Origin of the sequence: Aliiroseovarius halocynthiae, assembly GCF_007004645.1 — a bacterium.
In the GTDB taxonomy this organism is placed as follows: domain Bacteria; phylum Pseudomonadota; class Alphaproteobacteria; order Rhodobacterales; family Rhodobacteraceae; genus Aliiroseovarius; species Aliiroseovarius halocynthiae.
Window position 1 is genome coordinate 35,324 of record NZ_ML660019.1, and the last position, 25,079, is coordinate 60,402.

Annotated in this window: 26 protein-coding genes; 9 read left to right on the top strand and 17 right to left on the bottom strand. The window is 58.1% G+C overall.

The features are described 5' to 3' along the window. Positions 1 to 3: 3 nt before the first annotated feature. A complete protein-coding gene (locus FIL88_RS00210) occupies positions 4 to 735 on the bottom strand; it encodes a GNAT family N-acetyltransferase (protein ID WP_142851813.1) in 732 nt (243 codons plus the stop codon). Further along, the gene (locus FIL88_RS00215) at positions 732 to 1,460 is read right to left on the bottom strand and encodes a competence/damage-inducible protein A (protein ID WP_142851814.1); all 729 of its coding nucleotides are present in this window, start codon (positions 1,458 to 1,460) and stop codon (positions 732 to 734) included. The genes FIL88_RS00210 and FIL88_RS00215 overlap by 4 nt, the downstream gene beginning before the upstream one ends. Before the next feature lie 38 nt (positions 1,461 to 1,498). Here FIL88_RS00215 and sfsA point away from each other — a divergent pair, with 38 nt between their 5' ends. Beyond that, positions 1,499 to 2,197, top strand: a complete 699-nt coding sequence (gene sfsA, locus FIL88_RS00220; protein ID WP_142851815.1) for a DNA/RNA nuclease SfsA — start codon at positions 1,499 to 1,501, stop codon at positions 2,195 to 2,197. A gap of 35 nt (positions 2,198 to 2,232) precedes the next feature. Beyond that, positions 2,233 to 3,081, top strand: coding sequence for a type I methionyl aminopeptidase (gene map, locus FIL88_RS00225; RefSeq protein WP_142851816.1), 849 nt, complete (start codon positions 2,233 to 2,235; stop codon positions 3,079 to 3,081). 61 nt (positions 3,082 to 3,142) lie between these two features. Here the strand turns inward: map and FIL88_RS00230 are convergent, their stop codons facing one another. Beyond that, positions 3,143 to 4,384, bottom strand: coding sequence for a hypothetical protein (locus FIL88_RS00230; RefSeq protein WP_142851817.1), 1,242 nt, complete (start codon positions 4,382 to 4,384; stop codon positions 3,143 to 3,145). A 362-nt stretch (positions 4,385 to 4,746) separates the two neighbouring features. Between FIL88_RS00230 and FIL88_RS00235 the strand changes: the two genes are divergently transcribed. After that, positions 4,747 to 5,805 carry a TRAP transporter substrate-binding protein gene (locus tag FIL88_RS00235; protein ID WP_142851818.1) on the top strand — a complete coding sequence of 353 codons (1,059 nt, stop codon included), beginning with the start codon at positions 4,747 to 4,749 and terminating at the stop codon, positions 5,803 to 5,805. Between the two features lie 96 nt (positions 5,806 to 5,901). Beyond that, positions 5,902 to 6,417, top strand: a complete 516-nt coding sequence (locus FIL88_RS00240) for a GNAT family N-acetyltransferase (protein WP_142851819.1) — start codon at positions 5,902 to 5,904, stop codon at positions 6,415 to 6,417. Positions 6,418 to 6,643: 226 nt separating this feature from the next. On the opposite strand, the gene rsmD is transcribed toward FIL88_RS00240, so the two are convergent. Further along, positions 6,644 to 7,210 carry a 16S rRNA (guanine(966)-N(2))-methyltransferase RsmD gene (gene rsmD, locus FIL88_RS00245; RefSeq protein WP_142851820.1) on the bottom strand — a complete coding sequence of 189 codons (567 nt, stop codon included), beginning with the start codon at positions 7,208 to 7,210 and terminating at the stop codon, positions 6,644 to 6,646. Continuing rightward, complete coding sequence (locus FIL88_RS00250; RefSeq protein ID WP_142851821.1) at positions 7,207 to 8,415, bottom strand: NAD(P)/FAD-dependent oxidoreductase; 1,209 nt, start codon at positions 8,413 to 8,415, stop codon at positions 7,207 to 7,209. The genes rsmD and FIL88_RS00250 overlap by 4 nt, the downstream gene beginning before the upstream one ends. A gap of 150 nt (positions 8,416 to 8,565) precedes the next feature. Between FIL88_RS00250 and FIL88_RS00255 the strand changes: the two genes are divergently transcribed. Beyond that, entirely contained in the window at positions 8,566 to 9,060 is a 495-nt protein-coding gene (locus tag FIL88_RS00255; RefSeq protein ID WP_142851822.1) for a peroxiredoxin, read from the top strand. Positions 9,061 to 9,064: 4 nt separating this feature from the next. On the opposite strand, the gene FIL88_RS00260 is transcribed toward FIL88_RS00255, so the two are convergent. From FIL88_RS00260 to FIL88_RS00280, 5 genes are all read right to left on the bottom strand, one after another. After that, the gene (locus FIL88_RS00260) at positions 9,065 to 10,252 is read right to left on the bottom strand and encodes a GNAT family N-acetyltransferase (protein WP_142851823.1); all 1,188 of its coding nucleotides are present in this window, start codon (positions 10,250 to 10,252) and stop codon (positions 9,065 to 9,067) included. 31 nt (positions 10,253 to 10,283) lie between these two features. After that, complete coding sequence (locus FIL88_RS00265; RefSeq protein ID WP_142851824.1) at positions 10,284 to 11,051, bottom strand: glycerophosphodiester phosphodiesterase family protein; 768 nt, start codon at positions 11,049 to 11,051, stop codon at positions 10,284 to 10,286. After that, positions 11,048 to 11,509, bottom strand: a complete 462-nt coding sequence (locus tag FIL88_RS00270; RefSeq protein ID WP_142851825.1) for a RidA family protein — start codon at positions 11,507 to 11,509, stop codon at positions 11,048 to 11,050. Before FIL88_RS00270 ends, FIL88_RS00265 begins: the two co-directional genes overlap by 4 nt. Before the next feature lie 118 nt (positions 11,510 to 11,627). Continuing rightward, entirely contained in the window at positions 11,628 to 12,950 is a 1,323-nt protein-coding gene (locus FIL88_RS00275) for an HlyD family type I secretion periplasmic adaptor subunit (protein WP_246066571.1), read from the bottom strand. Further along, on the bottom strand, positions 12,947 to 14,671 hold the full coding sequence (locus tag FIL88_RS00280) for a type I secretion system permease/ATPase (protein WP_142851826.1): 1,725 nt from the start codon (positions 14,669 to 14,671) through the stop codon (positions 12,947 to 12,949). The genes FIL88_RS00275 and FIL88_RS00280 overlap by 4 nt, the downstream gene beginning before the upstream one ends. 191 nt (positions 14,672 to 14,862) lie before the next feature. Between FIL88_RS00280 and FIL88_RS00285 the strand changes: the two genes are divergently transcribed. Both FIL88_RS00285 and FIL88_RS00290 read left to right on the top strand, forming a co-directional pair. Beyond that, positions 14,863 to 15,606, top strand: coding sequence for an MlaA family lipoprotein (locus tag FIL88_RS00285; RefSeq protein ID WP_142851827.1), 744 nt, complete (start codon positions 14,863 to 14,865; stop codon positions 15,604 to 15,606). Beyond that, positions 15,587 to 16,204 carry an MlaC/ttg2D family ABC transporter substrate-binding protein gene (locus FIL88_RS00290; RefSeq protein WP_246066572.1) on the top strand — a complete coding sequence of 206 codons (618 nt, stop codon included), beginning with the start codon at positions 15,587 to 15,589 and terminating at the stop codon, positions 16,202 to 16,204. Before FIL88_RS00285 ends, FIL88_RS00290 begins: the two co-directional genes overlap by 20 nt. 82 nt (positions 16,205 to 16,286) lie before the next feature. Here the strand turns inward: FIL88_RS00290 and FIL88_RS00295 are convergent, their stop codons facing one another. Beyond that, on the bottom strand, positions 16,287 to 18,512 hold the full coding sequence (locus FIL88_RS00295) for a transglycosylase domain-containing protein (RefSeq protein WP_142851828.1): 2,226 nt from the start codon (positions 18,510 to 18,512) through the stop codon (positions 16,287 to 16,289). A gap of 385 nt (positions 18,513 to 18,897) precedes the next feature. On the opposite strand from FIL88_RS00295, the gene FIL88_RS00300 reads away from it, so the two are divergent. Then, positions 18,898 to 19,236 (top strand): P-II family nitrogen regulator, encoded by a 339-nt coding sequence (locus FIL88_RS00300; protein ID WP_142851829.1) that lies wholly within the window; start codon positions 18,898 to 18,900, stop codon positions 19,234 to 19,236. A gap of 14 nt (positions 19,237 to 19,250) precedes the next feature. Continuing rightward, positions 19,251 to 20,561: an ammonium transporter gene (gene amt / locus FIL88_RS00305; protein WP_185960794.1), complete on the top strand. Its 1,311-nt coding sequence runs from the start codon at positions 19,251 to 19,253 to the stop codon at positions 20,559 to 20,561. Between the two features lie 163 nt (positions 20,562 to 20,724). Here amt and FIL88_RS00310 read toward each other — a convergent pair whose 3' ends face one another. The 6 genes from FIL88_RS00310 to fghA all read right to left on the bottom strand — a co-directional run bounded on the left by FIL88_RS00310 (position 20,725) and on the right by fghA (position 25,079). Continuing rightward, the gene (locus FIL88_RS00310; protein ID WP_142851831.1) at positions 20,725 to 21,033 is read right to left on the bottom strand and encodes a hypothetical protein; all 309 of its coding nucleotides are present in this window, start codon (positions 21,031 to 21,033) and stop codon (positions 20,725 to 20,727) included. Positions 21,034 to 21,208: 175 nt separating this feature from the next. Then, a complete protein-coding gene (locus tag FIL88_RS00315; protein WP_142851832.1) occupies positions 21,209 to 22,393 on the bottom strand; it encodes an amino acid aminotransferase in 1,185 nt (394 codons plus the stop codon). Between the two features lie 3 nt (positions 22,394 to 22,396). Next, entirely contained in the window at positions 22,397 to 23,251 is an 855-nt protein-coding gene (gene sseA / locus FIL88_RS00320) for a 3-mercaptopyruvate sulfurtransferase (RefSeq protein ID WP_142851833.1), read from the bottom strand. 132 nt (positions 23,252 to 23,383) lie between these two features. Then, positions 23,384 to 23,674: a hypothetical protein gene (locus tag FIL88_RS00325; RefSeq protein ID WP_142851834.1), complete on the bottom strand. Its 291-nt coding sequence runs from the start codon at positions 23,672 to 23,674 to the stop codon at positions 23,384 to 23,386. Positions 23,675 to 23,791: 117 nt separating this feature from the next. After that, entirely contained in the window at positions 23,792 to 24,244 is a 453-nt protein-coding gene (locus tag FIL88_RS00330) for a YaiI/YqxD family protein (protein ID WP_185960795.1), read from the bottom strand. 4 nt (positions 24,245 to 24,248) lie between these two features. After that, positions 24,249 to 25,079: an S-formylglutathione hydrolase gene (gene fghA / locus FIL88_RS00335; protein ID WP_142851835.1), complete on the bottom strand. Its 831-nt coding sequence runs from the start codon at positions 25,077 to 25,079 to the stop codon at positions 24,249 to 24,251.

Genomic DNA, 25,079 nt, shown 5'->3' on the forward strand with positions numbered 1-25,079 from the left:
TTCTTAGCGTTTCACGCGGTAATGGTAGTGTCCGACCAGATGCATGCCAAGATTGGCGTAAAGCGGGTTGGCGGCGTGGTTGCCTTGGGTGACGATCAAAGACAAATACTCGGCGCCCTGTTCTTCTGCCCATTTGGCGGCTTGCTTCAGCAGGTTTTGTCCGGTGCCCATGCGGCGCAGCTTGGGATCCACATGCAGGGCATGCGCCATGGCGATGCCGTTATGTATGCCGACAAAGCCCACGCCAGCAGGCGTATCATCGGTGCGTGCCAGAAGGGCGGTTTTGGGGCAGTCCGCACGCTCCATCACCGCGCGGCGGTGTTCGCTGATGCCACCTTCGTCCCAAAGCTCGGTCATGATTGAAAGCATTGGCCAAATTGCGAAGGCCGAAACGGGTGGAAGTGGTTCGTCGGTTAGTTCTGAAACCGGAATGACCCAGATATTCACCGGGTCGATGATGTCATAACCATGTTGTTCCAACATATCGTCCAGATGCTCGTCGCCTGCACGGATCTGGAATAACGGATCCATCCCAATATCGCGCATCGCTTTCTCGGCGGTGGGCAGGTCAGCTTCGGTCGTCGGCCAGTTTTCCGTGGCAGCCGACACGCGTTTGCCGCCGCCTGCGCCGTTGCGTACGACCCATGCGCCCACGTGATTGGTTTCGGCCGGTGGCCAGGTGGCTTCGCAGACCTCGATCAATTGCTCGGCGGTGGGAAGATGGGGCGTTGTCATGAGGCCTCCTTGAACAGGTCTTGAAGCGCACGGGTGGCGTTGTCCAGTTGGGTCACATCCGTGCCGCGAATAACGATGTTGGCGCCGTATGCACCGTTTTCGACAAACGGATAGGACCCAAAGCTGAGTGTAGCATAACGTTGGGCCAGCTGTCCCAATGGACCGGCAATGTCGCCTTCTCCGCGATTGATCCGCACCGTGCGCGACACCAAGGGTGCACCTCCGATCAGGCTGGGCAGGACGCTTTCGACCATGGCGGTGAAGACGGACGGAACCCCGGCCATCACATGTACATTTTCCAGCGTGAAACCGGGCGCGACTGAGACAGGATTGTCGATCAGCGTCGCGCGATCCGGGATGCGCGCCATGCGTTGGCGGGCTGCGTTGAATTCACGCCCCGAGGCCGCATAATGCGCAGCCAGCAGATCAGCGGCGTCTTTCCGAATGTCGATGTGATCATCAAAGGCCCGCGCGATGCAATCGGCGGTGATGTCATCATGGGTCGGACCGATCCCGCCCGAGGTAAAGACGTGGTCATATCCAGCAGAAAGGGCCTTCACGGCAGCCACGATGGCGTCGGCGTCATCCGACACCACACGCACCTCTTTCAAATCAATCCCGTGTTCGGTCAGGCGGCCTGCAAGGTGATGCATATTCGCATCCCGCGTCCGACCCGATAGAATCTCGTCTCCGATCACCAGCATTGCGGCAGAGGGGTTGGGCATCGCTTGTTCCTTTCCTGTTTCCGGTATAGGCCTGAGATATGGAATTTCCCAGCCCTCTTGTACCCGCCACGCTTGTGCGTCGTTATAAACGCTTTCTTGCCGATTGCCTGCTGACAGATGGTCGCGAAATCACCGCGCATTGTGCCAACCCCGGATCCATGATGGGGCTGGCAGAACCGGGGTCGAAAATCTGGCTGGAACCCAATGATGATCCCAAGAAGAAGCTGAAATTCGGCTGGCGGTTGGTCGAGCATGCGGATGGAAACTTTACGGGCGTGGACACTTCGGTTCCGAACCGGGCGCTGAAGGCCGCGCTTGAAGCACGTGCAGTGCCCGGTCTGGGCGACTATCACACCGTCCGCGCCGAGGTGAAATACGGCGAGAAAAGCCGCATTGATTTCCTGTTGGAAGGTGATGGCCTGACCTATGTCGAGGTGAAGTCCGTCACCCTGTCGCGCCAACCCGGACTGGCCGAGTTTCCTGACAGCGTGACCACCCGCGGCACCAAGCATCTGGGCGAGTTGGCGAAGATGGTGGGCGAAGGCCATCGTGCCGTGATGCTGTATCTGGTGCAGCGCACCGATTGCGACCGGTTCGATCTGGCGCGGGACATTGATCCCGCGTATGGGCAGGCCTTTGATGTCGCCCGCGCCGCCGGGGTCGAGGTGATCGTTCTGGGCACCCATATCACCCCATCGGGTGTTGATGTCGCCGGCCCTCTGGTGTCTTTGGCTTGAACACCCTATCTAAGGGCGAACGGAAGGAAACCAGCATGGACGACAAGATGCGCGTAACCAAGGAAGGCATTCGCCTGTACGACCCGGCGGATTTCGCCGGAATGCATGCAGCAGGCAAGCTGGCGGCTGAAATTTTGGACCGGGTGGCCCCGATGATCGCCCCCGGTGTGACCACCGCCGAACTCGACGCCGCGATCGAAGCGATGGTGGACGAGGCGGGCGCCGTGTCGGCCACGATTGGTTACAAAGGCTATAAACACGCATCCTGTATTTCGCTGAACCACGTGGTTTGCCACGGCATCCCCGGCTCGAAAACGCCGAAGATGAAGAATGACAAGACCGGCCGCAAACATGACGAACTGGTCGAGGGTGATATCCTGAACATCGACGTCACTGTGATTGTTGATGGTTGGTATGGCGACACCAGCCGCATGTTTAAGGTCGGAAAAATCAAGACATTTGCCGAGCGTCTGATCCAAGTCACGCATGACGCGCTGATGGAGGGCATCGCCGCCGTCAAGCCGGGCAACACGTTCGGCGACATCGGCCACGCGATCCAGAAATATGCCGAGGCGCAGCGCATGTCTGTTGTCCGCGATTTCTGCGGCCACGGTCTGGGCCGTGTCTTTCACTCACCGCCTAATGTGCTGCACTATGGCCGCCCCGGAACCGGTGCTGTGCTGGAAGAAGGTATGTTTTTCACCATCGAACCGATGATCAATCTGGGCCGCCCGGAAACCAAGATCCTGTCCGATGATTGGACCGCGATCACCCGCGATAAGTCGCTGTCGGCGCAGTTCGAACACTCAGTCGGTGTGACAGCGGATGGGTGCGAGATTTTCACCCTATCGCCTGCTGGGAAGTACCACCCGACCTGGGGCTAACGGGAACTGGTTGAACCTATGCGTTTCGGCCTGACCTGATTTCGGGGCAGGCCGAAATGCTTTAGTGCCCGAACTGAATGGTTTCTCCGGCCGTGATCTCGGCCTCGTAAACCTCGGCCAGTGCGTAAATCAATGTCCGGGCGTCGTTGTCCCACCATGTGGGATAGGCCACGCGAAGCTCGGTCCGCACTAGCTTTTCAAACAGTTCGCGCAGCTCGTGGTGGACATGGCGCTGATGGTCTGGCTCGTCGCCCCAGATATCGCCTTCCTCCATCGACAGGAAATACAGCATGCCGCAAAGCAGATTGACGGCCACGTCGCGGTCTTGGCTCATGTCGATCAGGTCGCCGATCCCGTCAACCAAGCGTGCGATATCGAAGCCGCGATATCTGTCGTCTTCATCTGACATGGCTGCGGTCAGTGCATAGACGGCATAACCGGCGGCCTTTGTTTTCGCCTTCGACCGCTCGAATACATCCTCGGACATATCGACGTACAATTCCGCGTCCCCAGTGGTTTGCGGCAGCAGCGCCAAGGCCAGCATGCGATAGGCTTCAAGGCTTTCCGGCGCGACGCTTTGCCATTTGGCATAGGCTGTCATCGTTTCCGCCGTTGATGCCACGCCCGCGCGTGTCAGGAATTCGGCACGACGGAACTGAGCGGTATCGTGTGTGCTTTCAGGCAGTTCCAGCAACAGGCTCTGGGCAAGCTTGCAGATGTCACCCTGTGCAATCTCGGGATCATAATCGGTGCTTTTCGCGAACGCACCGCCCCACTTCCCCCACCCCAGAAAGACCAGAAGATCCACCACAAGAAAGCAAATCTGCGGGTTCTGCCCGTCGTTGGTCGCGGCGATGAGCGGGGCGAGGATATTATCCGGGACGGCATGTTCTGCCGCTGGATGTTCGCGGCTCAGGATCAGATAGGGCTCTGACACATGTTCCCACACATCGCTGGCGATGTTGTTCATATATGTCACGCCGATCGTGTGCGGTTGTTGCAGCTCTGGCTGCGCAAGGAATGCTTCCAGCCCATCCCAGTCTTTCGCATCGACAAGGGCTATGGCGTTGGCGGACAGCTTTTCCAATTTTACTGAGATCGGATCGTCTTCTACGAAATCTATACGCAGCTGCGCGCACAATGTGTCTTCGTCCAAAAGATGGACGCCACTTTCCTCTTCGATGAACGAGTTAACGATCTTGAAAAATCGAAAAATGAAGTACGGAAGGAACAGAATGTTAACCAAGATCCGAATGGGCGCAGGCGCATTTGCCGTCAAACGCGTGTGAAGAGCTTTCAACATGATTTCAGACCATCATTGTGTTCGGTTGCTGGCATCTAGTATACGTGGATTACGATAGTCAATTTAGAAGGTTGCCCGTCTAAAATTGGGGGGCCGAAGGTTGATCCGCTGCAACAGAAAACCACCCTGTGGCGCAAGATTACCTAGGGGAAGTTTTTGCGATTCTTCCCCATTCTCAGGAAAATATTCCGTGAAATCAACATGGCGTGAGGGAGGGTGTTCCATAGGTCAATATTGTTGCCGTTTTCTCGTTGCGCAGGGCCGATGTGCCACCTAGATATGCCTTGTCGGGCCGCAAGAGGTGGTTCGACTACCGCGACATACATGCGCGGCTGACTGCAAGAAATAACGGAGGGTGTCTTATGAAACACTTCCGCACTTTCACCCCGAAATCCATCATCACATCGCTGACCGCCGCTGCGGTTTTAGCGATCTCGGCCAGCACCGCCGCCGCGCAAGAAGTCACGCTGCGCTTCCAGCATTTCGTGTCGCCCCTGTCGGCGAACCCGACCCATTTCATGGCCCCTTGGGCCGAGAAGATCGAGAAGGACTCGAACGGGCGTATCAAGGTCGAGCTGTATCCCGCCATGCAGCTGGGCGGCAAAGCAACCAGCCAGTACGACTTGATCCGCGACGGCGCGATTGACGGCGGCTGGGTTATTCCGGGCTATCAACCCGGTCGCTTCCCGGAAGCCGAAGCCATGGAACTGCCCTTCATGGTGACAAAATCGGCCGAGGAAGCGTCGAAAGCCGCATGGGTTTATACGCAGAAATATCTGATGGATGATTTCGCCGATGTCAAAGTCATCGCCGCCCACATGCATGGTCGCGGGATCGTGCATAAGAAAGGTGGGCCAATTGCGTTGGTTGACGATTTACAAGGCCTGAAACTGCGCGGACCCTCGCGCACTGCAACCCGTCTTCTGGACAAACTGGGTGCGACTCCGGTGGGTATGCCGGTTCCGGCCTTCCCCGAGGCCCTGTCGAAAGGCGTTGTCGATGGCGGCGTCATCACGTGGGAGATGTCGCCGTCCCTGAAGCTGAACGAGTTGACCGACAGCCACACGGACGTTGCGGGCGAGAAATCGCTGTATAACCTCTATTTCATCTGGGCGATGAACAAGGATGTGTACGAAGGCCTGCCAGATGACCTGAAGGCTGTGATCGACGCGAATTCGGGCTTCTATGCTTCGGCTTGGGCAGGTCGCGCGCATGATACCGGCGACATTACCGGGCGCGAGAAAATGGCCGCGGATGGTAACGCGATCTCTGAGCTGTCCGAGGAAGAGACCGCCAAGATCCGCGCATTGGGGGACGAGGTCATTGCCGAATGGATCGCCGATATGACCGCCAAAGGTCTGGACGGCGAGGCAATGGTGAAAGACGCCCGTGCGGCTGTGGACGTGACCCGCGCCAAGTAAGTTTACTGTGGCTGAACAGAAAGCCGCCCCATCGGGGCGGCTTTTCCATTGGTGAATACGCGTTGACCTGTATGCCAAAACGGGCGACGAACGGGCATGACCTTACGCGACGCAATCCCCTCAGACGCGCCCAGCATCGCCGCGATTTCGATCGAAGTTTGGATCGGAACCTATCTGAAGCGCGGAGTTCGCCCGTTCTTTGCCGATTACGCATTGTCCGAGTTCACAGTTGCGAAGACCGAGGCACTGATACGTGATCCCAACCAGTTCATGCTTGTTTCTGAAAATGAGGATGGAATTGATGGCTTCATACGCGTTTCATTTGGCAGCGCAGACCCTGTCGGCGGGTCCGCGGCCACAGAGATTTCGACATTGTACATCCAGCCCAGACATCACGGAAAAGGCATAGGGAAGCACTTGTTGGAAGCTGCGTTTCAGAAGTGCCGGGCACAAGGTGTCGATGCGGTGTGGCTGGCCACGAACGCTGAAAATGATCCGGCAATCGCCTTCTATCTGTCACAGGGTTTCAAGCAGGTTGGCGAGACATATTTTAGTATTGATGATCAGCGCTATCTGAACAACGTGTATGTCTATCGTCTCGTTGTGGATTGATCGCGCTTATGGAGAAAGTCTAATGGCGCTTTCTGGAACCTCTACTGTGCTTCCGTTAGAAAACTCGACAAGATAGACGGTGGAGCCAAGTGGCGCGCAAAATTTCAGGGATCCCTCTTCTGAGGCGATACTGCTGATACCACAGATAGACTCTTGTTTTAGAAGTGCAGGCTTGTTGTGAGGATCGCCGGCAATTGTTACGACATCACCATATGTGAACCGAGCTTTACCGTTCATGCGTTGAATACTCACAAATCGTGATCACCGTGTCGCCATAGCGGCGGCTGTCCAGTTGGGTGACACCGGCGGGCGGGATCACGGGGATGTTGTCTTCCCACACGATCAGCGCGCCCTTGGCGATCCAGCCGGATTGCAGCGCCGAGGCCAAGGCTTTCTCGCCCAGTCCTTTGCCGTAAGGCGGGTCCAGAAAGATCAGGTCATGCGGGGTGCCGTCAGGCAGGCGGGTGGCGTCGCGTTTCAGGATTGTGGCTTCGTCCGCGCAGCGGCATTTCTGCACGTTTTCGCGGATCAGCGACAGCGCTTTGCGCCCGTCATCGACCAAGGTCACATGCTTTGCCCCACGCGACAGAGCCTCAAGCCCCAGTGCGCCGGTACCGGCAAACAGGTCCAGCACGCGGGCATCTTCGATAGGGTCGCCAAACCGGCCTCCGGTCAGCATGGAAAACAGGCTTTCGCGCACGCGGTCGGTGGTGGGGCGCAGATGTGCGCCCGCATCCCCTTTGCCGACACTGGCCAGCGCCAGTCCGCGAAAACGACCTGCGATGATCCTCATGCCAGAAGAGCTTTCAACTCGACGCTTGTGTCCGCCACGGCGGCTTTGTCCGGCGACTTCCCGCCTTCAACCAAGCGTTTTCCGACCATATAGGCCCGCGGGTCGTTCATCGCGTCCACGGCCAGCAGCGTGTCGCCCTGATAATACCAGAAGCTGGTGCTGCCCTCTTTGTCGCCGGGGCGTGTGACGATGTTGTCATAGCCTGTATTCAGGCCTGCGATTTGCAGTTTCACATCGTACTGATCTGACCAGAACCACGGTTTTGCGATGTAATCGACGCCTTCGCCCAGTATATTGCGGGCGACGATTTCGGCCTGATCAATGGCGTTGGGCGCGCTTTCCAGTCGGATGCGGGTGCCGCGATAGGGGAAGGATGCGCAATCGCCTGCGGCCCAAATCGACGGGTCCGATGTGCGGCCCTGCGCGTCGGTCTTGATGCCGTTATCCAGATCCAGCCCAGCACCTTCCGCGAGCGCGCTGTCCGGTGCAATGCCCACACCGACGATGGCGAAATCGATATCCAGTTCGGTGCCATCCGACAGGGTGGCCCCCGTCACACGACCCGCACCGGTCAAACGCTCCAGCCCGACGCCCTCGCGGATATCGACGCCGTGCGCGTCATGCAAAGTGCGGAAATAATCCGAAGTCTCGGGCGCGGCGACCCGTTGCAGGATACGGTCGGCCATTTCAACCAGCGTAACCTTCAGGCCTTTCTTGGCGGCAACGGCTGCTGCTTCAAGCCCGATATAGCCGCCACCGATGATCAAGACGCTGCGGCCTTCAGAGAACTCAGGCGCCATGCCGTCGACATCGGCCAAAGTACGCACCACATGCACCCCGTCCAGATCGCCGCCGATCGCGGCGGGCAGGTAACGCGGGGCGGATCCGGTGGTGATTGCCAGCTGGTCATAAGCAATGCGCCGGTCCCCGATCACAACCTCTTTCGCTTGCGCATCAATCGCATCGACACGTGTATTCAGGCGCAAGGTAATGTTCTGATCCGCATAGAAGTTTTCGGGTCGCAGATAGAGACGCTCAAGCTCCATATCGCCCAGCAGATACGCCTTGGACAGGGGCGGGCGTTGATAGGGTGGTGCGCTTTCAGCCCCAATCAATGTGACGTCGCCGTCAAACCCGGCGTTGCGTAGTTTAGCGACCAAAGATGCCCCGGCCTGACCGGCCCCGATCACGACAATATGGCTCATGATGTTCTCCGCGTTTCTGTCAGGCGACGATAGGCTGAAATTAGTTGCTTTGGCAACGATTAGCCCCGGCACCACACAAGAATGTTGGATGACATCGTTACGAAAGCGCGCGACGCTTGTCACGACGAATCACACAAAAGGACTGCGCGAATGACACTGAATGTCGGAGATAAACTGCCTGATGCAAACCTGTTGCGGATGGGCGCGGATGGGCCTGAAGCTGTCAGTTTGGCGTCGCTGTTGGATGGGCGCAACGTGGTGCTGTTTGCATTGCCGGGGGCGTATACCGGCACCTGCACCACTGCCCATGTACCCAGCTATATCCGCACCAAAGCCGCACTGAATGACGCAGGTGTGGATGATGTGATCTGCGTTTCTGTCAATGATCCCTTTGTGATGGGGGCGTGGTCTGACAGCACTGGTGCAGGCGATGCAGGGGTTTTGTTCCTTGCTGATTCTCAGGCCGAGTTCACCAAAGCCGTGGGCATGGATTTCACCGCGCCGCCCGTCGGTCTGGTCGACCGTTCGCAGCGCTATAGCGCCTATGTTGTGGATGGCGAGGTAAAGATCCTGCACGCCGAAGAGAATCCGGGTGTATGTGAAACCTCGGCCGGCGAAGCCATGTTGGACGCCATCAAGGGCTAACGTCCTAGTCGTGTTCCGACACGTCCACGGATTTGAACGGGCCATAGGATGTCAGGATGTCGATATCCTGCGCCACGGCCCGGCGTTCTGATTGAAGAAACTGGTCAACGGCCTCGCGAAAGCTGGGGTCGTTGATCCAATGCAGCGAATGAGTGGTGACGGGCAGATAGCCGCGCGCCAGTTTATGTTCGCCCTGTGCGCCCGCTTCGACGCGCGTCATTCCGTTTTGAATGGCAAAGTCGATGGCTTGGTAATAGCACAGCTCGAAATGTAGAAAGGGGTGGTCTTCGACGCAGCCCCAATAGCGGCCAAACAGCGTGTCGCGCCCGATCACGTTCAGCGCGCCTGCGATGGGGTGGCCGCCCCGTTCCGCCAGAACCAGAAGCAGATCGTCTGCCATTGTGTCATGGAGCTGATCAAAGAAGGCACGGGTCAGATAGGGGCTGCCCCATTTGCGCGCGCCCGTGTCCTGATAGAATTGCCAGAAGGCGTCCCAATGCTGAGGTTGGATCTGGTCGCCCGTTAGGGTCAGGATATCGCCGCCAAAATCTTGCGCAATGCGGCGTTCCTTGCGGATTTGCTTGCGCTTGCGGGAACTCAGCGCGCCCAGAAAACCGTCGAAATCTGCATAGCCATCGTTCTGCCAATGATATTGCAGCCCTTCACGCGTCATCAGCCCCATGGCTTTTCCCGCCTCGGCCTCGTCATCCGCACAAAAGGTCACATGGGCCGAGCTGACCTGATTGTCCGCCGCGATCTGGACCATGCCCTGCACCAGCGCGGCCTGTCCGATCTGCGTATACTCGGGTCGTGTCAGAAAACGTCGTCCGGTGACGGGCGAAAATGGCACAGAGGATTGCAGTTTCGGATAATACCGTCCCCCCGCCCGTTCATAGGCCTCGGCCCAGCCGTGATCGAATACATATTCTCCCTGACTGTGGGTCTTCACGTAAAGTGGCATCGCGGCAATCATTTGTCCCTCCGCGTGGACCGTCAGGTGCTGAGGGTGCCAGCCCGTGCCTTCACCGACGGATCCCGACATTTCCAGCGCAGACAAAAACGCATGTGTCGTGAAGGGATCGATTGCTCGACCGCCATCCGCGCGTTCAGGGCACGCGCAGCGATCCCAGTCCTCGGCATGGATGGTGTCGAGGCTTTGGTGGGTTCGAATGTCGACCTGAGTTTCGCTCACGGTCCTATTGGGGGGCAGAGGGACGGTTGGGTCAAGCCAGATAGCCTTCGAACGTCACGTTGTCGGCAATCTTGCGGGCCTCGGCTTCAATCTCGGAGGACCGTACCGTCCAACACAGAACCGGCACGTCGCGTTCTTTCAACCGGGTCACCGCTGGGTTGCCCAGATCACGTACGTCATGGCTGATGAAGCTTGCCCCCACACGGTCAAAATCCGGGATATCCCGCAGATACTGGCGCGTGGCGGCGGGCAAAAGCGGGTTGTGTTCTTGCAGGTACGCCTCTGTTGTCAGGCCAAGGGGCAGGGTCGTGTTGTGCTTGCCAAATTCCGCGACCGAATGGGGATTGAAGGACATGACGGCGATGTCGCCAGTATAGCCTTCAAGTGCTGCCGCGGCGGCTTTCTCCATCACCCCATCATGTGGGCCCATGGCGCCGTGCTGGTCTTTCAGCTCGACCAGCAGCGGCACGCGGCCTGCGACGATGTCTAATACCTCGGCGAAGCTTGGAATGCCTTCTTCCCCGCCGGACAGTCCGATCCCCTCCAGCTCGACCGCGTTGCGTCCACGCACTGGACCGGTGTCGCTGGTCAGGCGGGACAACTCGTAATCATGAAAAACCATAGCCTGCCCGTCTTTCGACATTTGCAGGTCGATCTCGATCCCATATCCGGCCTCGACCGCGGCGCGCATGGCCGCGCGCGAGTTTTCCGGACGCCCGGCCGAAATATCATGCAGGGCGCGGTGGGCGATGGGCCGATCAAAGAAGCTTTGCGGCAGGGAAACAGGTGTCCGTGTCATTTGATCTGGAAGATGCCTTCGATTTCAACCGCCACGCCAAAGGGCAGGCTGGCAGCAGAGACCGCTGAACGTGCGTGGCGGCCGGCATCCCCCAAGGCTTCGACCATGAAGTCAGACGCGCCGTTGATCACGATTGACTGCTCGCCGAAATCTGCAGTCGAATTCACGAATCCAACCAGTTTCACAACGCGCTGAAGGCGATCCAGATCGCCACCACAGGCAGCTTTTACCTGAGCCAAAAGCGCAATGGCGCAGCTGCGTGCGGCGGCGGCCCCTTCATCAGCGCTCATGTCGTCACCCAGCTTGCCGGTCAGAAACGCTCCATCCTGTGTCGAGATTTGACCCGAAACATGTACAAGGTCGCCGACCTGAACATAGGGAACATAGTTTGCAGCAGGGGCAGGCGCGTTGGGCAGGGTGACGCCCAATTCAGCAAGGCGGGTTTCAAATGCGCTCATCTTGCGATCCTTTCGTTAGACGGGCCTGACACGCAGGCGTTTCCCGGACGCTAGCCCGCGTCTGGGATCAGGGGAAGAGCGAAACCGACACCCGTGTAATTTTCCCCGTCGTGTTGGATCACGTTTCGCGGAACGCTTTCTTGAAATAATCCCACAGAGGTTCGAGCAAATAGTGCATTGGGCTGCGGTCTGCGGTGCGGATAAAGGCGGAAACAGGCATGCCGGGAATCAGAACAGCCCCTTCCGGCAGCCGTTTGATCTGGCCGTCATCCAGTTGAACTTCGGCTTGGTAGTAAGGTTGGCCCGTAACGTCGTCGACAAAGGAATCCGCCGAGACACGCGTCACGCGGCCCAGAAGATCGGGGGTTTCGCGGCTGTTGAAAGCCGGAAATTGCAGATAGACGGGCTGTCCAACAAAGATCTGGTCGATATTAAGCGGGTCGACCCGTGTCATAATCACAAGATTGCGGTCCTGAGGAACAACGAACAGCACCGGCTGGGCAGGTTGAACGACAGCACGTTCAGAAAAAACCTGAAGCCCATGGATGACGCCGGTCACTGGTGCCCGGATCTCTAGCCGCCCCAACTGTTCCAGCGTGCTGCGCCGTTGTTCGGCCAGATCGCGCGTCTTGGCACGGGCATCCCGCAGCTCCGAGATCGCAGTCTCGCGCAGATCGGTTTTCAAGGAAATGCTTTGCAATTCGGATTCGGTGATCCGCAGTTCGGCCTCAGCATGGCTTGCTGAAAGCTCGCCCAGCCGACCCAGAATACCTGCCTCTTCCCGCTTCAACCCCAAAACACGTGATGCTTGCGAAAGGCCTTTATCCAGCAGGGATTGCTGGTTTTCCAGCTCTTCCCGGATCAGGTTCAATTGTTCGCTGAGCGCAACGGACTGGGCATCCAGCCCGTCCAATTGGCGTGATATCTGTGTCTTGCGCTTGTCGAGCTGTTCCAGCTGTGTCGACAGCCCATCCATCCGCGAGTTGAAAAGACGGATTTGGCCCTGCATCAGGCTGTCTATCTCGGGGTTTCTTTTGGCGGCTTCCAACAGTTCTTCCTCGAAGGAGAGCACATCTTCCGCGTCGCGCTCGGCCTCGTAGCGCGCCTGACGTGCCAGAAGTTCAAAGTACTGCCCTTCAGTGATTGTCAGCTGCGAGGCAAGGCGGCCCGCGTCCAGGCGGATCAGCACGTCGCCAGCCTGTACCGTATCGCCTTCATCAATCAGGATCTCGGTAACAATGCCGCCGTCAAGATGCTGGACCACTTTGCGGTTTTGTTCGATTTGCACTTGGCCGTCTGCAACGATGGCGCCAGACAATTTGCTGGCGACGGACCATGTGCCAAAACCTCCGACAAGGAACAGCAGTGTGACGAATCCCAAAATCAGTGGGCGGCGCGCCGAGAAGCTTGGCAATTCATGCATATGTGTGCCCTGCATCATTGCGTTCCCCCGTTGGTCTGCGTTGACTGAATTTGCTGTGCGTTCTGGACATGCGCTTTTAGCACATCGTCACGCGGGCCAAAGCCGCGCGCCGTGCCGCCATCAATGATCAACAACAACTCGCATTCTTGAATGGCTGCCGGGCGGTGGGCCATGATCATGATAGCCCCACCGCGTGCTTTCACCGCGCGGATTGCGCGGTTCAAAGCTTGCGTGCCCTCGTTGTCGAGGTTCGAATTCGGTTCGTCCAGCACCAGTAGAACCGGTTCGCCATAGAGCGCGCGCGCCAGCCCGACTCGTTGCATCTGCCCGCCGGAAAGGGTCGCGCCTCCGGGGGAGATCGGCGTGTCATAGCCATCCGGCAGCGATAAGATTAGTTCGTGTGCACCCGCCATTTGCGCGGCCGCGACGACGGCTTCTGAATCAGGTTGCAGATCAAGACCCGCAATGTTTTCGGCTATCGTGCCTTCGAATAACTGGACCCGTTGCGGTAGATAGCCGACATAGCGTCCCAATGCTTCTGGTGAATAGTTGTCCAGTGATGCGCCGCCTAGGCGAACCACGCCGCCATCTGGCGTGACGACACCAGTCAGAACCCGTGCAAGTGTCGATTTTCCCGCACCTGATGGTCCGATCACTCCCAAGGCCTCGCCCGGTTTCATGTCGAAGTTCACCTGTCGCAGGACCGCACGATGTGCGCCTCGCGGAATCACGGTCAGGTTTTCGACCCGCAGATTGGCTTCGGGACGAGGCAGGGCGGTGCGTTCCTGTTCTGGGGGCGTATCGGCCAAAAGCTCGGCCAGAGCCTGCCAACCAGAGCGCGCGCGCTGCACGACTTGCCATTGGTTTACAGCTGTATCCACGGGCGCTAATGCGCGGCCGAGAAGGATTGAACCAGCAATCATAGCCCCTGGTGAAATCTCGCCCTTCAAAGCCAGATAGGCACCAAGTCCCAGCATCGCGGATTGCAGAAACTGCCGGAACGTCTTCGACATCGCCGAAAACTGTCCCAACCGGTCCGAGGCGCGCAGGTTTTCAAACAATGACTGTTCACGCGACTGATACCAGCGTTTATACGCGCCGCTGGACATGCCAAGTGCACGCACCATCTCGGATTCCACGCGCATTTGTTCTGCCATCTGCTCGGCTCGGTGCGATGCAATGGTGGCTTGGGTCAGCGGGCCTTTGGAGAACATTTGGTTCAATACTGTGATGGCAATCAAACAGCCGCCACCCGAGACTGCCAAGATACCCAGCCATGGGTGAAAAACGCTGATTGCGAATAGAAAGAACGGAGTCCAAGGGATGTCAAACGCTGCGGTGATGACAGGGCTGGAAAGAAGTTTTTGGACGGCTTCCAGATCTTTTAGGCCAGCGGTGCTGCCTCTGTTATCCGCTTGGCGCATCACGGCGGAGAAGACCCGCTGGTCAAGAGATGCCTGAAACTGAGCCCCAGCACGGGCGAGAATGCGCGTGCGGGAATAGTCAAGCACGCCCATGATCAAAAATAGAAATGCCATCAGCAGCGTTAAAGCAATCAAGGTCGCTTCGGACCGGCTACCCAGAACCCGGTCATAGAGCTGGAGCATATAGATCGGTGCGGTCAGCATTAGAAGGTTTACAAAGACTGAGAACAGGCCGACGCTCCACATCAAACTGCGCAGTTTTCGGCGTTGTGTGCGAAGCTCTTCCAGCCCCTGAATTAGTTGGATTTGTTTCATCAACTCTGCTCGTTCTTTGGGCGCAGGTGTACTAAGCTCCACAGGATCATGGAATGGGCAAGTTTCTGCTTGCAACTGTCTCTAAATAGTCACATTCAATTGCTGCAGAAGCCTTAACATCTGTGCATCGTGTCTGCATCTACTATGTGTGGCTTGAATAGGCAAAAACACCAAAATTAGCGATTGTTCACGTGACGAAAACAAATTTCAAAGCAACGGTCGTGCTGGCCGGTCTGGCACTGATGGGTCTTAGCGCCTGTGCATCTGCGCCTGCGCCGTCAGGATATTCCGACCCGCACGAAGATCAGAACCGCTGGACACACCGTGCGAATGTTAAACTGGATCGTGCGCTGGTGTCGCCCGCGTCGAACACCTATGGCACCATTTTGCCTCAACCGGTGCGCGATTCGGTGTCGTCTTTCTCGGACAATGCTTCCTTGCCGGGGGTTGTCGCGAACAACCTGCTTCAGGGCAACATCGAGGATGCGGTGCATAACACCGTCCGGTTTGCCTTCAATTCTACGTTGGGTTTGCTTGGCATTTTCGACGTTGCCACGGGTGTTGGTCTGGAAGAGCGTGACAGCGACTTCGGCGAGACCCTGCATGTCTGGGGTGCGCCGGAAGGGGACTATGTGGTTCTGCCTTTCTTCGGCCCATCGACCGAGCGTGATGGGTTCGGGATCTTGGTGGACTTCGTTTTGAACCCACTAAGCTTGGCTTTGCCGACGGAAGTAAAACACCTTCCAAAAGCCGCTTGGGTGCTGTCTAAGTTCGGTGATCGCTATCAGTTCAGCGACACGATTGACGAGTTCTATGAGAGCGAAGATGGCTATGACCTGATGAAACTCTACTATCTGGACTCGCGCCGTTACGAGCTGGGTATTGAAGTCGAAGATGATGAGCTTGAGGATCTTTATGATGCGTATGATGGGTAACGAAATCTCGATGACACGCCGTGCCTTTGTGGGCGGTTTGGCGGGGCTGGGTGTTTTGGCTGCAATGCCAGGGCGCGCGCTGGCTGCAATCTCTGCCGGGCAGGCCGAAAGCCTGATCAACAAAGTTGTCGCCGACATTAATTCGATCATCAATTCGGGCGGATCTGAATCCGCGATGATCAAGAAATTCGAAGGCGTTTTCGCGAAATACGCCGACGTAAACTTTATCGCCCTGTCGGCTTTGGGGCCGGATGGCCGCTCGGCCAGCTCGGGGCAGAAAAGTGCCTTCGTGAAAGCGTTCCGTGGCTATATCGCCCGACGCTATGGCAGCCGCTTCCGCGAATTCCAAGGTGGACGTATCGATGTTGTCAGCACAAAGCAGGTGAAAAGCCGCTTTGAGGTTTTGACGAAAACGACGCTGAAGGGTCACTCGCCGTTTGATGTTGTGTTCATCGTGTCGTCCAAGAACGGCAAGTTCATTGATATGCAGGTTGAAGGCATCTCGATCGTGAAGTCCGAGCGCAAGGAAATTGGCGCTATGCTGGACCGTCGCAAAGGTGACCTGAACCGCCTGATCGCGGATCTGCAAAAAGGCTGAGAAACGCCCACCTAGAATTAGAAAAGCCCCGGTCCTTGTGCCGGGGCTTTTTCGTTGTGTGATCTAGATGCCTTTGACCTAGTCAGTTGCCCTGCCCAAAGATCGAGCGCAGCACGCCGATAAACGCATCTTCGACCGCGTTCCCCACGGATTGGCCGCCACCTTGGTTCTGCGGCACGCCGAAATCTTGCGGGCCGCCCGAGTTCATGGTGCGCCCGTCGAACTGCGGAACGAAGTTCGGACGGATCATCGGCAGGGGTGTCGGCACCAGTTGTGATTGGATGTTTACCATCGCCTCGCGCCACATTTCGGCCGGCAGGCCGCCGCCGGTCACACCTTTCAGCGGCGTGTTGTCGTCATAGCCCATCCAGATGCCCATGACGTAATCCGCCGTGAAGGCAATGAACCACGCGTCTCGGGCCGAGGTCGTCGTTCCGGTCTTGCCCGCAATCTCTAGCCCCTCAATCCGGGCACGTGTGCCGGTGCCCGCTTCGACAACGCGGCTCATCATATATGTCAGCTGTGCAGCTGCCTCGCGCGAGATCACGCGCTCGCCAATACCACCGGTCTGGGTCATCAACGGATCCCGGTCACCAACAAGGCGCAGCTCGGTCAGGCCATAGGGCGTCACCGACGACCCGCCGTTCAGAATACCCGCATAGGCGCCTGTGGTTTCCAAAAGCGTGCCGTCGGACGCCCCAAGTGCCAGCGCCGGGCCTGCGGCCAGATCACTTTCGATGCCAAACATCGACGCGACCGAGCGGACAGCTTCACGCCCAACTTCCTCGGACACTTTTACGGCAGGGATGTTCAGCGATTTGGCCAACGCTTCGGTGAAGCTGACCGGACCATAGAATTTCTTTGAGTAGTTCTTGGGGCACCACTCACCTGATCCGGGGATGTTCAGGCAATACGGTTCGTCCACCACATAGTCATCCCACTGATACCCCATATCCAGCGCGGCGGCGTATACAAAGGGTTTGAAGGCCGACCCGGTCTGACGTTTGGCTTGCGTCGCGCGGTTGAATGCGCCCGTCACGCGGGTTTCGCGTCCACCGACCAGCCCGCGCACAGCGCCATCTGCACTCATCACGACGATCGCGGCTTGCGCCTTCGATCCGGCCGAGACTTTTTCAGCAAAGATCTTGGCCATCGCATTTTCCGCCGCTTTCTGAATACGCGGGTCCAGCGTGGTTTTGATGATCACGTCTTCCGTGGTTTTGCGGGTCAGGAAGGCGGGCAGATCGCCCATGATCCAGTCTGCAAAATACCCACCTGCCTGCGCCTTCGCGGCTTTCGATAGCACGGCGGGGTTCTGCTGATAGTAAGCCGTGTCTTTGTTCGACAGGTAATCCTGTTCGTTCATCAGGCGCAGCACAGTCGCTGCCCGATCCTGCGAGCGCTTCAGGTTGTTGGTCGGCGCAAAGCGCGACGGCGCGGTCAGCATGCCCGACAGCATCGCGGCCTGCGCTGGGTTCAGCTCGGACGCGGGGATCGCGAAGTAGCGTTGCGAGGCCGCATCAAATCCGAACGATCCCGCACCCAAATAGGCGCGGTTCATATAGATGGTCAGGATCTCGTCCTTGGTGAACTTGGTTTCCAATGCCATCGCATAGACGGCTTCTTTCATCTTGCGCCACAAAGACCCCTGACGACAGTCCGCCTCGTATGCGGCTTCTGTCTTCCAGACGTCGGCATCATACGGAACACCAAGGCACAGCAGCTTGGCCACCTGCTGTGTCAGGGTTGAACCACCGTGACCAGACAGCGGTCCACGCCCCTCGCTCATGTTGATCTTCACAGCGCTGGCAATGCCGCGCGGGCTGAGGCCGAAGTGGCGATAGAAGCGTTTGTCCTCGGTCGCGACAACTGCGTTCTTCAGGTGGGGGCTGACCGTTTCCGTGGTGATCGTGCGTCCGCGCTGGTCCCCGCGCCAAGCATAAACTTCGCCATAGCGATCCAAAATGGTGACCGACCCCTTGGCGCGGCCATCCAGCATCGCGTTCAGCTCGGGCATTGTGGAGGCAAAGTAAAATACCGCTCCGCCGATAATCAGAGCTGTTACCACAGCGCCTTTCCACATCAGGCGCCAGAACATCCGCAAAACCCAGCTGATGAACACGAAAGGCCACATCAAAATCGAACGCGGTTTCTTCGGCCCGCCCCCACCGCCCGTGCGGCGTCGCTTGGGCGCGGCTTTGCGCTTGGTGGTCGTGCTGCTTCGCGCAGGCTTCTTGGGCGCTGCCTTTTTTGTCGGGTAACGCTTGTCTGCCACCAGTGCGGGGCGCTTTCGGCCAGATTGGCTCATGATACTCGTCCGGGTCTGCTCGGTGCTTGTCTTTGTGACATACAGCGTTTCGGTTTTATTTTGGGACAGAGTAAAGCCGAAACGCCCGGAACACACCAGCATTGCGGGCGGGTTTAAACAATACCTGTCTTAATCTTCTTCTCAAACGCTTTAGCGATTCGTTCGAAACAAGTGTAGCCCGAACCCCGCCACCGCGCGACTTTTCGCGCTGCTTGAAATTTAATCACCGCCCTAGGCAACTGCGTCAAATTCCGGGCGTGTCCGGTTTTCAAGTCAGCTTCCCTGCCCAATTTCTACCCGCTCGCGTGCATTTTCTGCATCGCGGCGGCTGTCTTGCTGCAAGCGCATGGTGAACACGCCGTGCCGAAAAGGGAAAGGAAAGAACGTGAAACTGATCATTGCAGCGATCAAACCGTTCAAGCTGGAAGACGTACGCGAGGCCCTGACGACTGTGGGTGTCACCGGCATGATGGTTTCTGAAATCAAGGGGTTCGGGGCCCAGTCGGGTCACACCGAGATCTATCGCGGCGCTGAATACGCCGTGAACTTTCTGCCGAAAATCAAGCTTGAGATCGTCGTGAATGATGATCTGGCCGCCGAGGTTGTCGAGACCATCTCGAAGGCCGCGCACACCGGCAAAATCGGTGACGGCAAGATCTTCACTCTCGACGTGTCGGACGCCATGCGCGTGCGCACCGGCGAAACTGGCACTGACGCCGTATAAGCGTGAAAGGACAGATGATGACACGCAAACTTCTGATTTCGACGGCCCTTTTGGCCGCACTGCCGGGACTGGCCTTCGCGGAAGGCGAAGCTGCTGCGCATACCGGTTTCATCCTGACCTCGGTCCTGTTCCTTCTGGGGGGTGTTCTGGTGTTCTGGATGGCGGCTGGTTTCGCCATGCTGGAAGCCGGGCTGGTGCGGTCCAAAAACGTGACCATGCAGCTGACCAAAAACATCGCGCTCTTTTCCATCGCGGCGATCATGTATTGGCTGGCCGGTTACGGCATCATGTATCCCGGCGACTGGCTGATCGAAGGCTGGCTGGGTCCGTTCTTCGCCGTGACCTCGCTTGATCCGGTTGGCGTTGCTGCTGATGCGGTGGACGTCGGCTATGCCTCGGGTGCATCGGACTTTTTCTTCCAGCTGATGTTCTGCGCCACCACGGCCTCGATCGTGTCGGGCACGCTGGCTGAACGCATCAAACTGTGGCCCTTCCTGGCCTTCGTGGTTGTCCTGACCGGCTTCATCTATCCGATCGAAGCAAGCTGGCAGTGGGGCGGCGGCTGGCTGTCGGAGGCTGGCTTCTCGGACTTTGCCGGGTCGACCTTGGTACACGCTGCGGGTGGCTTCGCTGCACTGGCGGGTGTCCTGATCCTTGGTCCGCGTATCGGCAAGTATAAGGACGGCCGTACCGTTCCCATGCCGGGTTCGAACCTGCCGCTGGCAACCTTGGGTACGTTTATCCTGTGGCTGGGTTGGTTCGGCTTCAATGGCGGCTCGCAGCTGGCCATGGGCACCATCTCGGACGTCTCGGACGTGGCACGTATCTTCGCCAACACCAATATGGCTGCTGCCGCAGGTGCTGTCGTTGCGATGATCATGACGCAGGTGATGTTCAAAAAGGTCGACCTGACGATGACCTTGAACGGCGCGCTGGCTGGTCTGGTATCGATCACTGCCGAGCCTCTGGCACCCTCGCTGTTCCAAGCGCTGATCATCGGCGGCATCGGCGGCGCAATCGTAGTCTTCGTAGTTCCGCTGCTGGACAAGCTGAAGATCGACGACGTGGTTGGCGCCATCCCGGTTCACCTGGTAGCAGGCTTCTGGGGTACGTTCATCGTCGCATGGACCAACACCGACGCCAGCTTTGGCACCCAGATCATGGGCTTCCTGGCAATCGGCATCTTCGTCTTCGTCGTAAGCTTCATCTTCTTCGCGATCATCAAGGCCACCATGGGTCTGCGTGTCAGCGAAGAGGAAGAGGTGAACGGTCTGGACACCGCCGAGCTGGGCATGGAAGCCTACCCGGAATTCACCAACGGGTAAGACATAAAAGCCGGGGGACTAACCCCCGGCACACGCTGGCCGCGCAAATGCCAAGGCCAACAGGGTGGAAAAGGGGGCTGGAAGGCTCCCTTTTCTTGTCCTGACTAATTCGGGTTAGTATTGCCGGTCATCTTTAAGCCAATCGAATATAAAGGTAACTTAATCATCTTAACCTGACGACACCTACACCAAAATGCTTCCGAAAAATCTCTTCAACTCCTCTGAAAACTCGACCCTTGTCAAAGTTGTATTTAGCGATTGTTGGACGAATGTTTGCCGGGTTGACCGCTTCATGGCCTTCAAAATCATCCAGCATTTGATCTGTTGCGTACATGACGTTCGCGAATGTAGTCGCGTCGATTTCTTCGAATGCTTGTGCTATGCCACGCGTCCTGACGAAACCGCCCACTCCTAAGGTCACGATTGTGTCATCTATTGCCGCCTCAAGTTTTGCGACGAGTATGTCATCCATTTATTTTCGCCTCGAAACAGGCGTAACTTATTGTGATAGTGTGAGGAATCTACATCAAGGCCGCCAAGGCCGCAAGCCTAGGAAGGCACACAGGGTCTCACGTCACCGAAATGTTGTTCAGAGCTGTGCAACTAGACTGGATTCCAGAGAAGCTATTCCATGAAGTGGTTGGGGCCTAAACCCCAACCTTCGCAATCGCTTCTGCCAAGATCGGCACGGTCTCTTCGTTCAAACCCGCGATGTTCATGCGCGAGTCTCCGACCATGTAGATGCCGTGATCAACGCGCAGGGCTTCGACCTGTTCGGGCGTGGCGCCGAGGCGCGAGAACATGCCGCGGTGGTCGGCGATGAAGCCGAAGCGGTCGGACCCGGTGCGGGCGCGCAACTCGCCAGCCAATTTTTCGCGCAGGCCCAGCATGCCGGTGCGAACCTCTTCCAGCTCGGCCATCCAGTCGGCCTTAAGCCCCTCATCCTCAAGGATCATCGTCACCAGACGGGCGCCGTGATCGGGCGGGAAGCTGAAGTTCTGACGGTTCAGGTGGGTCAGGTTCTGCTGGGTGATCCCGGCCTGCTCGGCGTTGTCCGAGATGCAGGTCAGCAGACCGGTACGCTCACGATAGATGCCGAAGTTTTTCGAGCAGCTGGCCGCGATCATTGCTTCCGGCACAGCTTGCGCGATCAGGCGCACGCCAGCGGCATCCTCTTCCAGACCGTCGCCAAAGCCCTGATAGGCAATGTCGATCAGGGGCGTTGCGCCTTTTTCGACGATCAACGCGGTGACCTCTTTCCACTGAGGCAGGGTCAGGTTCGCGCCGGTCGGGTTGTGGCAGCAGCCGTGCAGCAGCACTGCGTCGCCCGCCTTGATGCCCTTCAGGTCTTCCATCATCCCGTCGAAGTCAACCGCACGGCTTTCATTGTCGAAGTACCGGTACTCGGCCATGTTCATGCCAAGGTGCTTGATGATCGACGGGTGGTTCGGCCAAGTCGGCGCGGACAGCCAGATCGTGGCATCGGGCGAGGCCATCTTGATCAGTTCCACCGCTTGGTGGATCGCGCCAGTGCCGCCGGGTTGGGCCGCCAACGACAGGCGTTCGGACGGGACAACGTCACCCAGAACCAGCTTCGTCAGCGCGTTGCCATAGGCGGGATCGCCGGCCAGACCGGTATAGGCTTTGGTGCTTTCGACGTCCCACAGAACCTTTTCGGCCGCTTTCACGGCGCGCATCACGGGGGTGACGCCCTGCGCGTTCTTGTACACGCCAACGCCGAGGTCAATTTTGCCTTCGCGCGGGTCTTCGCGGTACTGCTGCATCAGCGCCATGATCTTGTCTTTGGGCTGGGCTTTCAGGTTGGTGAACATCGTCTACTCTCCGGTTTCGACTTTCAGGTCGGAATACATGCCCCATTCGGACCAGCTGCCGTCATAGACCGCGTGGCGGTCATGGCCCATACGCTCCAGCGCCAAGGCGAGGATGGCGGCTGTCACGCCCGAGCCGCAGCTGAGGATGGCGGGTTTGTCCATGTTGACATTCGCTGCCCCAAAAATGGCGCGCATGTCTTCGGGGGGTTTCATCGTGCCGTCCGCGTTCAGAAGCGTCGCAAAAGGCACGTTTTTCGAGTTCGGGATATGACCGGCACGCAGGCCCTCGCGGGGTTCCGGCACCTCACCGCGGAAACGTTCAGCGCCGCGGGCGTCGATGATTTCGTAATCGCCAAGCTTCGAGGCCGCAGCCACCTGCGTTACGTCCTTGATCATATGCGCCTGACGGCTGACGGTCATGTGACGGTCACGAATGACCGGGGGGAGATCCTCGACGGGATGACCCTCGGCTTGCCATTTGGGCAGGCCGCCATCCAGCACGGCAATGTCCTTGTGCCCCATCAGGCGGAACATCCACCAGACACGGGCGGCGGAAAACAGGCCCATGCCGTCGTAGACCACGATCTGGTGGCCGTCGCCCACGCCCATAGCGCGCACGCGGGACATGAATTTTTCTACGGGGGGCATCATATGCGGCAGGTCCGAGCGCAGGTCGGCAATTTCGTCAATGTCGAAATGACGTGCGCCGGGAATATGCGCGGCGTCATATTCCGCCTTCGCATCCCGTCCCATGTCCGGCATGTACCAACTGGCATCAAGGATGCGCAGATCCGGGTCTTTCAGATGTTTCGCCAGCCAATCGGTCGATACCAGCGTTTTTGGGTCGCTATGCGGCATGGCTTGCCCTCCGGTCAGTGTCTATGACTGCCTAGTCCCGGATGGCCAGATAGGCAAGGGATTGCGACCATCAGCGCATGAAAAAAGGGGAGGCCGAAGCCTCCCCACCACTCGCTAAAATAACTTTGGTGCTTATTTCGCCAGCATGTTGCGCACAACGCCTACCACAGCAAGCAACACGCCTCCGCCAACACCACCCGAGGCCACTTGGCCCAAGATGGATGCGATGTCCAAGCCACCGGCACCGGCCGCGTCAGCAACGCCACCAGCCCCCAGCATCGACAGGATCGAGCCGCCAAGCCCACCGCCGACAATGCCTGCGATCGAGTTGATCAAAGTGCCTTGGTTTAGGTTTTTCAGAAGACCGCCAGCGACGTTACCGCCAACTGCGCCCGAAACTAGATTGATAAGAAGAGATTCCATTTCGCGTCCCTTTTCCACTACGGGGCAACGCCCCTGTCCTGTCTTGCGCCGACTGAACCATGGGCGTGATCTGTACTTAAGGGGAAAGAACGCGAAGAACAGACGCTTACGTCTAGGTCAATCTGACGGTTTGGACCGGCGAAGCGCGGTGTCCAGTGCTTGGCGGAAACGGGCACGGTCGGCTTTGGAGAACGCCTTGCCCCCGCCTTGGCGAAACGGGTCAGCGGCGCGTAGATCGGTCATCAGATCCCGCATCGCAAGCTGTTCGCGGACATTGGCTTGGGTGAAGCGCTCGCCGTTATGGCGCAGCACCTCGGCCCCCGCTTCAACGCATTTCGCCGCAAGTGGGATATCCCCGGTCACCACGACGTCGCCGGGGCCAGCACGATCCGCGATCCACATATCGGCCACGTCCGGCCCGTCGGGGACATAGATCATTTCAACCAGCGGGTTTTGCGACGGACGCAACCCACCGTTCGAGACCAGAAACATCTGGGTCTTATAGCGGGTCGTGACGGCCTCAGCCTCGGCCTTTACCGGGCAGGCGTCTGCGTCGATGTATAGCGCCATCAGATTACGCCCACAAAGCCTCGGCATGGAAGCTGACGTGGTCTTCCATGAAGGACGAGACGAAGAAATAACTGTGGTCATAGCCTGGCTGCATGCGGAACGTGGCCTCTTGCCGGCGGGTCGCGATGGCGGCGGCCAGCGTTTCGGGTCTCAGCAGGTCAATGAACTGGTCCTTGGTGCCTGTGTCGATCAGCATTGGACCGTCAAACCCTACATTCTTCATCAGCAGGCTGGCATCATGCGCGACCCATTTGGTCGTGTCGTCACCCAGATATGCGCCCAGCTGCTTCTTACCCCAATCCGATCCCGTCGGGTTGCAAATCGGCGAGAAGGCCGAGGCGGACCGGAAGCGGTCAGGCAGAGACATCGCGATAGTCAGCGCGCCATGTCCGCCCATGGAATGGCCAGTAATGCCCTGGCGTTCGGCGTCCAGTGGGAATTTGCTGAAGACGAGCTCGGGCAGGTCTTCGGTGATATAGTCCCACATCTGGAAATGCGGTGCCCACGGGTCTTGCGTCGCGTTCACATAGAAACCCGCCCCTTGTCCCAGATCATAGGCGTCGTCATCCGCTACCCCCGGCCCGCGCGGGCTGGTATCCGGGAATATCAGCGCGATACCTTGTTCGGCTGCCCATGCTTGTGCGCCCGCTTTGGTCATCGCGTTTTCATGGGTGCAGGTCAGCCCTGACAGGAACCACAATACCGGAACCGGGCCGTCATCAGCTTCGGCAGGTTGAAACAGACCAAAAGTCATGTCTGTACCGGTTACATCAGAGGTATGTTTGTACACCCCCTGCGTACCGCCAAAACAGGCGTTTTCCGAAATCATGTCCAT

Coding starts and splice junctions, on each gene's coding strand:
- FIL88_RS00210 (WP_142851813.1), bottom strand. CDS start 735: ATGACAACGCCCCATCTTCCCACCGCCGAGCAATTGATCGAGGTCTGC.
- FIL88_RS00215 (WP_142851814.1), bottom strand. CDS start 1,460: ATGCCCAACCCCTCTGCCGCAATGCTGGTGATCGGAGACGAGATTCTA.
- sfsA (WP_142851815.1), top strand. CDS start 1,499: ATGGAATTTCCCAGCCCTCTTGTACCCGCCACGCTTGTGCGTCGTTAT.
- map (WP_142851816.1), top strand. CDS start 2,233: ATGGACGACAAGATGCGCGTAACCAAGGAAGGCATTCGCCTGTACGAC.
- FIL88_RS00230 (WP_142851817.1), bottom strand. CDS start 4,384: ATGTTGAAAGCTCTTCACACGCGTTTGACGGCAAATGCGCCTGCGCCC.
- FIL88_RS00235 (WP_142851818.1), top strand. CDS start 4,747: ATGAAACACTTCCGCACTTTCACCCCGAAATCCATCATCACATCGCTG.
- FIL88_RS00240 (WP_142851819.1), top strand. CDS start 5,902: ATGACCTTACGCGACGCAATCCCCTCAGACGCGCCCAGCATCGCCGCG.
- rsmD (WP_142851820.1), bottom strand. CDS start 7,210: ATGAGGATCATCGCAGGTCGTTTTCGCGGACTGGCGCTGGCCAGTGTC.
- FIL88_RS00250 (WP_142851821.1), bottom strand. CDS start 8,415: ATGAGCCATATTGTCGTGATCGGGGCCGGTCAGGCCGGGGCATCTTTG.
- FIL88_RS00255 (WP_142851822.1), top strand. CDS start 8,566: ATGACACTGAATGTCGGAGATAAACTGCCTGATGCAAACCTGTTGCGG.
- FIL88_RS00265 (WP_142851824.1), bottom strand. CDS start 11,051: ATGACACGGACACCTGTTTCCCTGCCGCAAAGCTTCTTTGATCGGCCC.
- FIL88_RS00270 (WP_142851825.1), bottom strand. CDS start 11,509: ATGAGCGCATTTGAAACCCGCCTTGCTGAATTGGGCGTCACCCTGCCC.
- FIL88_RS00275 (WP_246066571.1), bottom strand. CDS start 12,950: ATGATGCAGGGCACACATATGCATGAATTGCCAAGCTTCTCGGCGCGC.
- FIL88_RS00280 (WP_142851826.1), bottom strand. CDS start 14,671: ATGAAACAAATCCAACTAATTCAGGGGCTGGAAGAGCTTCGCACACAA.
- FIL88_RS00290 (WP_246066572.1), top strand. CDS start 15,587: ATGATGCGTATGATGGGTAACGAAATCTCGATGACACGCCGTGCCTTT.
- FIL88_RS00295 (WP_142851828.1), bottom strand. CDS start 18,512: ATGAGCCAATCTGGCCGAAAGCGCCCCGCACTGGTGGCAGACAAGCGT.
- amt (WP_185960794.1), top strand. CDS start 19,251: ATGATGACACGCAAACTTCTGATTTCGACGGCCCTTTTGGCCGCACTG.
- FIL88_RS00310 (WP_142851831.1), bottom strand. CDS start 21,033: ATGGATGACATACTCGTCGCAAAACTTGAGGCGGCAATAGATGACACA.
- FIL88_RS00315 (WP_142851832.1), bottom strand. CDS start 22,393: ATGTTCACCAACCTGAAAGCCCAGCCCAAAGACAAGATCATGGCGCTG.
- sseA (WP_142851833.1), bottom strand. CDS start 23,251: ATGCCGCATAGCGACCCAAAAACGCTGGTATCGACCGATTGGCTGGCG.
- FIL88_RS00325 (WP_142851834.1), bottom strand. CDS start 23,674: ATGGAATCTCTTCTTATCAATCTAGTTTCGGGCGCAGTTGGCGGTAAC.
- FIL88_RS00330 (WP_185960795.1), bottom strand. CDS start 24,244: ATGGCGCTATACATCGACGCAGACGCCTGCCCGGTAAAGGCCGAGGCT.
- fghA (WP_142851835.1), bottom strand. CDS start 25,079: ATGGACATGATTTCGGAAAACGCCTGTTTTGGCGGTACGCAGGGGGTG.